The organism is Methylobacterium sp. B1, assembly GCF_000333255.1.
GTDB classification, from domain to species: domain Bacteria; phylum Pseudomonadota; class Alphaproteobacteria; order Rhizobiales; family Beijerinckiaceae; genus Methylobacterium; species Methylobacterium fujisawaense.
In genome coordinates this window covers 1-8,030 of record NZ_BACT01000573.1, presented here as the reverse complement: position 1 = coordinate 8,030, position 8,030 = coordinate 1, and the positions used below count along the sequence as shown (strand labels likewise).

Below are 8,030 nucleotides of genomic sequence, written 5' to 3'. Positions count from 1 at the left end.
TGGGCCGCCTTTTGGGCGGCGACGCGCTCCGGTAGCTGGCGACGTGGCCCGTGAGCGTGACGATGCCGTTCTCGACGGCGACGCCGATATGTGCGGCGTCGATGCTCGGGTCGAAGTCCAACTCGTCGATGACGTTCTGGCGGATCAGCTTGTCGCCCATGTCGGTCTCCTCCGATGACGTCCAGGCCGTGCCCGGTCCACGCCGACGCTAGGCCCGGCAGGCGGTCGGGCATTGATCCAGCGCAAAGGGGGCGCCCGCCGGCCTCCGATCCGGCATCGGGCAGGCCCGGGGGCCGCCGGCAACGGCGCAGCCGGCGGTCACGGTGGAGACCATCGCCCGGGCCTCGAACAACCGGTCGAACTGCGGCACGTCCGAGAAGGCGCGCGGCACGCGTGCGTTGCCCGAGATCAGGGCGAAGGGGATACCCTTCCGGCGCAGGGCGCAGGCCAGCGGGAAGCCGGAGCCGTGATTCAGGTCGATGCTGACCACCGCGAAGTCCGGAGGCGTCTCGTCCAGGCAGCGGGCCGCCTCCGCGCTGGTTCCGTAGGGTCCGCGCACCGCGCAGCCGGCCTCGGCGAGGACGTCCTCCAGCCACATGCCCGGCAGGGCCTGCGGCTCCGCCACCAGCACGACCGGCCTGTCCCCTGGTCCGCTCCTCATCGCCCGTCTCCCGGTGCCGTTGCGGTGCGACCAGGATGGACCGGTCGGTCCGGTCCGCGTTGCGCCAGGTCAAGGGCGGCGTGACCGTACCGCTCAGGACCATGCCGGGCTCCTGCCGGACTCATGCCGGGCTCATGCCGCGGAACGCGACGCGGCCGGCTTCGCCGCGAACCGGATCGAGCGGGCCACCCTGAGGGCCGCCGCGAGGTCGTCCCGGTCGGTGCCGTAGCGGTGCCAGAGATTCTCCAGCCAGTCCGGAGGCCCGGCCTCGGCCTCCGGGATCTCGGAAAACGGCACATGGTACATGCCGTCGAGCGCCTCGATGCCGTAGCCGGTGACGGCCCATTGCCGGCCCTGCCAATGCACGGGGGCGGTGAGATCGTGGCTCATGGGGATGCCTCCTTATACCGTGGCCTCGGACAGTTGGGCGACCAGGCAGGTGTCGGCCCGCAGACGCCAGTCGACGATGCCGGCCGCTTCGCAGAACAGCGCCTGGGCCGCGCAGGCCGCGGTGCCCTCCGACCGGGCGGGGACGATGACCTGGTGCTGCAGGATACGGTGGTCGTGGCCGCTATCGTCCGGCACGACCTTGTGGAAGGTCACGAGGTATTGGCGCATGGTGCGCCTCCTGTCCGAGAATCCCTTCAGCCTGGGGCCCGCAGGGACCGGCGGCCTTGATCCAGCGCAAGGATGGGCGCCCGGTCAGGTTTCCGGGGCCGGCGGGAAGAGACGGTCTCGGCTGGGCTCGGTCCCGATGCCGGCCGCCGCCCGGGCGGCCCGGTGCGCCTGCGTCTTCCCGTGCAGCGGCCAGTACCGCTCCATCGCCAGGTAGGTGAACGAGGCCGACCACCCGATCAGGAGCAGGCCGTTGAGGGCCTCGACCCCGGCGAGCAGCCGCGTGTGCGAGCTCGGGAAATGGTCGCCGAACCCGAGGGACGTGTAGGCCACCACGGAGAAGTACAGGCAGTCCTCGAAGGTCTCGACCGGCGCGCCCGCGAAGGTGCCGATGCCGAGCCGGAGCACGAGCAGCCAGTAGGCGCCGGCGTAGATCCAGACGGCGACGGTGTGTCCGACGAAGGTCATCAGCACCACGGCCAGGATGCGGACCCGCGGCGGGACCGGCAGCTCGGACAGGTGCTCCGAGGTCAGCCGCAGCGTCTCGTAGAGGACCAGGATCGTGGACACGACGAGGGCGACGCTGGCCGTCATGGCGAGGAGCATGGCGCTGGACCGGACGACTGTTCCCCTCGACCCTGCCTGAGACACCGCGGACCTCATTGACCTGGCTCAAGCGGCCCCGCAGCCGCGCGGTGATCCAGATCAAAGCGCGTCCTTCCCGGATGGCCTCCTCTACAAGCGGCGCCCCGCGACGGGCGCCCCGACAGGGGAGACGACCATGGCCGACGTGCATGTGGCCGAGGAACTCTGGTCCACCAGCATGCTGCCTGAGGGCATTCTGGAGCGGTGGTTCGTGGCGGACGGAGCGCGCGTGCGCGCCGGCGAGGCCGTGGCCGCCGTCCGCATCGGCGATGCCCTGCACGACATCGCCTCGCCGGCCGAGGGCTGCCTGACGGTCCTCGCCCCCGTGAACCAAGTGGTCGACCCCGGCTGCGTCATCGCCGAGGTCCACGCCTGACGCCGCGCCACGGCGATGGTTTCCACACCGGCCGTGGCGCGGTGCCCGGCCGGTCCTATCGGAGGCAGATCATGTCCCGCGCGGACCCGGCCCCAACACAATCGCCGACGTGGCGGACGGACGAGATTCTGGTCAGCATCCTGCAGTACACGGCCGGCATCGCGCTGGTGCTGACGGCGTGGGTGCTGGCCTTCACCGACCATGCCCGTGCGGCGGGGTCCGCGCTGCTGCCGGGCTTGCTCATCATCATGCTCTACGGCGCCAACCAGATCCGCTTCCGGGCCGTGCTGGAACGGACGGTCCTGCTCGTCGGGGTTTGGACGCTGGTCGCACCCTGGGCCCTCGGCTTCGCGGCGAATGACGGCGCGACCTGGGCGCATGTCGTTCTCGGGAGCCTGGCCGTCGCCTCCGCCACGGCCCTGCTGCGGATCGCGAAACGGCCATGACGGTCTCGCGGCCCGCCGCCTGCGCGGCGCTCCTCGCCGGCCTTCTGGCAGTCGGAACCGGCGCCGCGGCGGCCGATCCCGACGAGGGTCACCGCCTCCGGGGATGGACCATCGCCACGCAGCTCTGCAGCCCGTGTCACGTCATCGGTCGCGTCCCGCAGGCCGGCGACGCCATGGGACCGTCCTTCGTCCGGATCGCCAACATGCCCTCGACGACCGGACTGGCGCTCAACGTCTTCCTGCAGAGTCACCACCAGCGCATGCCGAGCCTGCGGCTCGACCGCGACGAGATGGATGCGGTCATCGACTACATCCTCAGCCTCAAGGAGGCCGAGGCCATCCGGCCATGAGGCGCGGCACGCTTTCGGAGCCGTCCGGGACGAGACGCGGATTCCGTCCGCAGACATGCCTGCCGCCCGTCAGGCCGCCCGCGACGGCCTCGGAGCCGGGCAGGCCCCGCGCCGGACGGCCGCGGCTTCCTGGCGTCAGCGATGGGCTGGGCGTCGGCGATGCACCGGTCGCGCGGGTCGCGGCCTTCCGGGGCGGCCGTCGCGTCTCCGCGCCGTCAGGCCACCGGAACCGAGGCGCCGGAGGTATCGGCCTTCAGGTGCTCCCGGAACCACCGCGCCGCGTGCTGTGCCACCGTCTCGAGCGTCCCCGGCTCCTCGAAAAGGTGCGACGCACCGGGCACGACGACCAGGCGCTTGACGCAGGTCAGACGGGCCAGGGCCGCCTCGTTCAGGGCGAGGACCTCCGGGTCGCGGCTTCCCACGAGCAGCAGCGTCGGAGCCCGCACGCGGGCCAGGGTCGCGCCCGCCAGGTCGGGGCGGCCGCCGCGCGACACGATCGCGCCGACCTGATCCGGCTCGGCGGCGGCCGCAATCAGCGCGGCCGCAGCCCCGGTGCTCGCGCCGAAATAGCCCCGCGGGAGCCGCCGTAGATCCCGCTGGCCGGAGAGCCACGCGGCCACGGAGCGCAGCCGCCCGGCCAAGAACGGGATGTCGAAACGCAGCTGGCCGGTCCGGCGGTCGGCCGTCTCTTCGCTCGGGGTCAGAAGGTCCGCCAGCACCGTCGCGAAGCCCACCGCATTGAGCGCCTGCGCGACGCTGCGGTTGCGCGGGCTGAAGCGGCCGCTTCCGGACCCGTGCGCGAACAGGATGACGCCGCGGGGCGTGCGCGGAACGTGCAGGTCGGCCGCCAGGAACGCCGCGGCGGCCGGAATCCGGATCTGCTGCTCGCGCGGAGCGAGGATTTCGTCCATGGCCAGCTCCTCCGCTGGGGAGAGGATCGCGCCGGCGGCTCAGAGGCCGACCGGGAAGGTTTCCGGCACCTCGCCCGCATCCCACTCGGCCGTCCGCTCCAGGGGCGTCACCGCGCGTGTCTCGTCGAAGTGGAGGATCGCGTCGAACTGCTCCGGAAGGCAGGCTCGGGCATAATGGCTCTGCAGCTCCGTATCGGGCCGGTAGATGACGCCGATCGCCCGCTCGATCCGGTCGGTCCGGAGGATTTGCTCCGCCTCCCCGCCGAGGGTGAGGGGCAGCAGGAAGCGGCCTATGCCGAGGGCGTGGAACAAGGCCTCGTAGCTGTCGGGTCGCGCGGGACGCACGCGCTTGCGTTCGGCCGGCTGATCCCAGTCGGAGGCGGCCGTCACGGTCCCCGCGTAGGTGGTGAAGCCGACGCTCACGACGGCGCGGCCGTGGCGTTCCCGCAGCAGCTGCCCCAGGTTCAGTTCGCCCCGCTCGCCCATCGCAGTGGCGCGGGCGTCGCCGAGATGGGAGTTGTGCGCCCAGACGGCGATCTTCACCGGGCCGGGCCGGCGCTCCAGATGCGCCACCAGCCGCTCCAGGCTGTCGGCCATGTGGCGGTCCCGCAGGTTCCAGGAGGAGACCTCCGCCAGGAACATCGTGCGGTAATAGGCTTCGGCGCTCTTGACGACGCGTGCGTTCTGCTCGGCGTTGAAGAGTTCCTCGCCATCGGCGCTGCCGCTCCAGGACAGGGTATCGGCCGTGCGCCGCTGCAGCGCCAGGAGCTGGGCGACGGCCTGCTCCTGGCAGGATCCGATGCCCTTCAGCCCGGTCATGAAGCCGTAGGCCTGGCCGCTGTCGCCGAACCGGTCGAAGCAGGCGTAGCGCGTACGCGCCACCGCGGCGGCGGCCGGGTCGACGGCTTCCAGGCAGCGGAGCACCGCCTTCATCGAGGCGCGCAGGCTGTAGAGATCGATGCCGTACACGCCCACCCGCGCCTGCGCCGGCAGGCCCTGGTTGTGGATGCGCAGCCACTCGACGAACTCGACCATCTGGGTGTTGCGCCACATCCAAGTGGGGAAGCGGCGGAAGCCGGCGAGCGCCTCGACGGCGTCGAGGTCGTCGCTGTCGCCGCGGACGTAGCGGTTCACCCGCCAGGCATCCGGCCAGTCGGCCTCGATGGCCACGGCCCCGAAGCCCTTGTCGGTGATCAGCCGCCGGGTGATCTCCGCCCGTTCCCGGTAGAATTCGTGCGTCCCGTGGGAGGCCTCGCCGAGGAGCGCGAAGCGCGCGTCGCCGATCAGCGCCAGCAGCGGATCGTAGTCGTCGGGGCCGCCTTCCAGGGGGATCGCCGCCGCGCGCAGGCGGCGGAGGACCGTGGGGTCCGGCGCGTCGTCGGCGTGCGCCGCGGCGGGATCGGCCGCACCCGCGGCCTGCGCGCGCCCGAGCAGCCGGCGCACCTCGTCGTCGCTCGTCTGCGTGAAATCCCGGTACGCGGCGCCCACCGCCCAGAACGGTTCGGGCAGGTCGGCGCAGACGACCGCATCCGCCTCGTGTTTCAGCCGCTCGACCGTCTCGCGGGAGGCGGTGGGCACGGCCACGACCACCTCCTTCGGCTGGCGCTGCCGGATCGCCCGGATGGCGGCCTGCATCGAGGCGCCGGTGGCCAGGCCATCGTCCACCAGGATGACGGTGCGCCCACGGACATCGGCGGGCGCACGCCCGCCGCGATAGACGCGCTCGCGCCGCAGGAGCTCCTCTTGCTCCTGCGCGGTGACCGCGTCGATCAGGTAGGGGGGGACCTTCAGGGACGCGACGATGTCCTGGTTGAGAACCCGCACACCGCCGCTGGCGATGGCGCCCATGGCGAGTTCCTCGTAGCCCGGCACGCCGAGCTTGCGCACGATGAACACGTCGAGGGGCGCGTGCAGCGCGTCGGCCACCGCGGCCGCCACCGGAACGCCGCCGCGCGGCAGCGCCAGGATCACGACGTCGGAGCGCCCGGCGAAGGCGGCGAGTCCCTTGACGAGTTCCCGGCCCGCTTCGGCGCGGTCGCGAAAGATGCGCTCGGCCATCGCCACCCTCCCGCTGCGCGGATCCCGGAACAGGATCGTCGTTCGCCGGGGCGGGCGACCCGACGCGTCGGGCCCACCCCGGGCTCGCGTTCGAAAGCCGGCTACGCGGCCTGAACGGCGATCGTCGTCTCGGCCTTCGCCTCCGCGGTCTTCGGCAGCGTCACCGTCAGCACGCCGTTCTTGAGGACCGCCTCGATCTTGCTCGCGTCGACGCCCGGCGGCATGCGGAAGGCCCGCTCGATGGCGCCGAACCGGCGCTCGGACAGGTAGAAGCCCTCGCCCTTGCGTTCCTGGTCTTGCCGCTTCTCCCCCTTGATCATCAGCATGCCGTCGGTGACTTTGACCTCGACATGCTTCTCATCGATCCCGGAAAGCTCGGCCGTGACTTCGTAGCAGGTCGGCTTGTTCTGTATGTCGGCCACGGGAGACAGTTGCCACAGCGCGCCGCCGGTGAACGGCGTGGTGGCCGCCCCGAGGAAATCGAAGGGCACGCGCTTCAGGCTGCGCGCCAGATCGTCGATGAGATGATCGATGTCCCGGCGCACATTCTCGAACGGACGCCATTCGGCCGGTGCGGACGCGCGCTCCGACCCGTCGCTGCTGACCGACACTTTTGTACCGGACTCGGCCATGGGGAATGCCTCCTCTCAAAAAGTGGTCCGCATCGGTAGGGCCCGCACCCCGATGCGGCATTGATCCACCTCAAGATCAACCGCGCCCGAAGACACGAAAATAAAATATAATCAGAGTACGAATATTTGGAAAAACGACGACATCAACAAGACATCGAGACAACCTCAGGCTGTCCACGCAGGATCTCCATCCGCACCGCAGGCGCGCGCGGGGGGCCGGGATCCAGCCGTCGGTCCCAGGGCGGCCTGCCCGCGCCCCTTCGTCAGCGATGATGCGCGGAGACGGCGCGCAGAACCTCGCCCGACAGCCCGGCGCCGACCTTGTGGGAGATGTCCCCGAGGCTCACCATGCCGACGAGCTTCTGGTCGGCGTCGATGACCGGAAGGCGGCGGACCCGCTTATTCTCCATGATCTTGATCGCCAGAGCGAGATCGTCATCCGGAGCGCAGCAGGCGACCCGGGTGGTCATCACGTCGGTCGCGGTCATCGTCTGCGGGTCCTTGCCGTCCGCCAGGGCGCGGCACGCGATGTCCCGGTCGGTGACGATGCCGACCAAGTGGCCGTCCGACTTGACGGGCAGCGCGCCCACATCGGCATCCCGCATCTGCCGCGCAATCACGTCGACGCGCGTCTCGGCCGAGACGAAAGTCGCACCTTTGTGCATGACGTCACGGACTTTCATGAGCTTGGCCTCGTGCTGATGGTTTCGGATCCGCCCCGGAATCGCCTCCGCGCGGATTCTGTCGGAAACCCTCTTCCGGCTGGAATGACCGGCATTGATGCAGGTCAACGGAAGTTTCGTTCAGCTCAAGACTTCGTCCGAAGCTGGCGCCCGAAGCACAGGCGTTCCGCAGGCCCCGGCGACCGGTGCGCGAAGCCTTCCGCGGCTCAGTGCGCCATCAGGGTCGGCACCGTTATCCTGCGGAGGAGGTCGCGGCTCGCCCCGCCGAGGAAGACCTCGCGCAGGCGGGAATGGCCGTAGGCCCCCATCACGAAAAGGTCGACGCCGGCCTGGGCGACCTCCGCCAGCAGGGTTTCGCCGACGGTGGTGCCGCTGATGATCGCGCGGTAATCGGCGGCGATGCCGTGGCGACCCAGATGCTTCACCACGCGGGCGCCGCCCTCGCTGACGCCGGCCACCGCCTCCGTCTGCACCGTGAGGATGCGCACGCGCTCGGCGCGGCTCAGGAGCGGCAGCGCATCGGCCAGCGCCCGTGCGGCCGCGGCGCTGCCGTCCCAGGCCACCGTGACGGCGCCGAACCGCGCCGGCCGGCCCCACCGCGCCGGCACCACGAGGATCGGCCGGCCCGCTCCGAGGAGAAGGTCTTCGATATA

Annotated in this window: 13 protein-coding genes; 3 read left to right on the top strand and 10 right to left on the bottom strand. The window is 71.0% G+C overall.

The window, feature by feature from the left end:
• The 5 genes from I53_RS31435 to I53_RS16790 all read right to left on the bottom strand — a co-directional run.
• Positions 1–160: BON domain-containing protein (locus I53_RS31435; RefSeq protein WP_043352644.1), on the bottom strand; the 160-nt coding region annotated here is incomplete at its 3' end.
• Between the two features lie 48 nt (positions 161–208).
• Positions 209–661 (bottom strand): response regulator, encoded by a 453-nt coding sequence (locus tag I53_RS16805; protein ID WP_043352641.1) that lies wholly within the window; start codon positions 659–661, stop codon positions 209–211.
• Positions 662–793: 132 nt separating this feature from the next.
• Positions 794–1,051: a hypothetical protein gene (locus I53_RS16800; RefSeq protein WP_043352639.1), complete on the bottom strand. Its 258-nt coding sequence runs from the start codon at positions 1,049–1,051 to the stop codon at positions 794–796.
• 12 nt (positions 1,052–1,063) lie between these two features.
• On the bottom strand, positions 1,064–1,279 hold the full coding sequence (locus I53_RS16795; RefSeq protein ID WP_043352636.1) for a hypothetical protein: 216 nt from the start codon (positions 1,277–1,279) through the stop codon (positions 1,064–1,066).
• An 84-nt stretch (positions 1,280–1,363) separates the two neighbouring features.
• Positions 1,364–1,882 (bottom strand): potassium channel family protein, encoded by a 519-nt coding sequence (locus I53_RS16790; RefSeq protein WP_043352634.1) that lies wholly within the window; start codon positions 1,880–1,882, stop codon positions 1,364–1,366.
• Positions 1,883–2,057: 175 nt separating this feature from the next.
• Here I53_RS16790 and I53_RS16785 point away from each other — a divergent pair, with 175 nt between their 5' ends.
• The 3 genes from I53_RS16785 to I53_RS16775 all read left to right on the top strand — a co-directional run bounded on the left by I53_RS16785 (position 2,058) and on the right by I53_RS16775 (position 3,093).
• Positions 2,058–2,297: a biotin/lipoyl-containing protein gene (locus tag I53_RS16785; RefSeq protein WP_043352632.1), complete on the top strand. Its 240-nt coding sequence runs from the start codon at positions 2,058–2,060 to the stop codon at positions 2,295–2,297.
• 71 nt (positions 2,298–2,368) lie between these two features.
• On the top strand, positions 2,369–2,743 hold the full coding sequence (locus tag I53_RS16780) for an SPW repeat protein (RefSeq protein ID WP_043352631.1): 375 nt from the start codon (positions 2,369–2,371) through the stop codon (positions 2,741–2,743).
• Complete coding sequence (locus tag I53_RS16775) at positions 2,740–3,093, top strand: cytochrome c552 (RefSeq protein ID WP_043352630.1); 354 nt, start codon at positions 2,740–2,742, stop codon at positions 3,091–3,093. The genes I53_RS16780 and I53_RS16775 overlap by 4 nt, the downstream gene beginning before the upstream one ends.
• A gap of 215 nt (positions 3,094–3,308) precedes the next feature.
• Here the strand turns inward: I53_RS16775 and I53_RS16770 are convergent, their stop codons facing one another.
• The 5 genes from I53_RS16770 to I53_RS16750 form a co-directional block, all read right to left on the bottom strand.
• Positions 3,309–4,004 (bottom strand): alpha/beta fold hydrolase, encoded by a 696-nt coding sequence (locus tag I53_RS16770; RefSeq protein WP_043352629.1) that lies wholly within the window; start codon positions 4,002–4,004, stop codon positions 3,309–3,311.
• Between the two features lie 39 nt (positions 4,005–4,043).
• Positions 4,044–6,062, bottom strand: coding sequence for an erythromycin esterase family protein (locus I53_RS16765; protein ID WP_043352628.1), 2,019 nt, complete (start codon positions 6,060–6,062; stop codon positions 4,044–4,046).
• A 101-nt stretch (positions 6,063–6,163) separates the two neighbouring features.
• Complete coding sequence (locus I53_RS16760) at positions 6,164–6,694, bottom strand: Hsp20/alpha crystallin family protein (RefSeq protein ID WP_043352627.1); 531 nt, start codon at positions 6,692–6,694, stop codon at positions 6,164–6,166.
• 263 nt (positions 6,695–6,957) lie between these two features.
• The gene (locus tag I53_RS16755) at positions 6,958–7,377 is read right to left on the bottom strand and encodes a CBS domain-containing protein (protein WP_043352646.1); all 420 of its coding nucleotides are present in this window, start codon (positions 7,375–7,377) and stop codon (positions 6,958–6,960) included.
• 206 nt (positions 7,378–7,583) lie between these two features.
• Positions 7,584–8,030: universal stress protein (locus tag I53_RS16750; RefSeq protein WP_043352626.1), on the bottom strand; the 447-nt coding region annotated here is incomplete at its 5' end.

What these genes read in the sequence shown, in the direction of transcription:
- I53_RS16805 (WP_043352641.1), bottom strand. Translation starts at nt 661, where the DNA reads ATGAGGAGCGGACCAGGGGACAGGCCGGTCGTGCTGGTGGCGGAGCCG.
- I53_RS16800 (WP_043352639.1), bottom strand. Translation starts at nt 1,051, where the DNA reads ATGAGCCACGATCTCACCGCCCCCGTGCATTGGCAGGGCCGGCAATGG.
- I53_RS16795 (WP_043352636.1), bottom strand. Translation starts at nt 1,279, where the DNA reads ATGCGCCAATACCTCGTGACCTTCCACAAGGTCGTGCCGGACGATAGC.
- I53_RS16790 (WP_043352634.1), bottom strand. Translation starts at nt 1,882, where the DNA reads ATGCTCCTCGCCATGACGGCCAGCGTCGCCCTCGTCGTGTCCACGATC.
- I53_RS16785 (WP_043352632.1), top strand. Translation starts at nt 2,058, where the DNA reads ATGGCCGACGTGCATGTGGCCGAGGAACTCTGGTCCACCAGCATGCTG.
- I53_RS16780 (WP_043352631.1), top strand. Translation starts at nt 2,369, where the DNA reads ATGTCCCGCGCGGACCCGGCCCCAACACAATCGCCGACGTGGCGGACG.
- I53_RS16775 (WP_043352630.1), top strand. Translation starts at nt 2,740, where the DNA reads ATGACGGTCTCGCGGCCCGCCGCCTGCGCGGCGCTCCTCGCCGGCCTT.
- I53_RS16770 (WP_043352629.1), bottom strand. Translation starts at nt 4,004, where the DNA reads ATGGACGAAATCCTCGCTCCGCGCGAGCAGCAGATCCGGATTCCGGCC.
- I53_RS16765 (WP_043352628.1), bottom strand. Translation starts at nt 6,062, where the DNA reads ATGGCCGAGCGCATCTTTCGCGACCGCGCCGAAGCGGGCCGGGAACTC.
- I53_RS16760 (WP_043352627.1), bottom strand. Translation starts at nt 6,694, where the DNA reads ATGGCCGAGTCCGGTACAAAAGTGTCGGTCAGCAGCGACGGGTCGGAG.
- I53_RS16755 (WP_043352646.1), bottom strand. Translation starts at nt 7,377, where the DNA reads ATGAAAGTCCGTGACGTCATGCACAAAGGTGCGACTTTCGTCTCGGCC.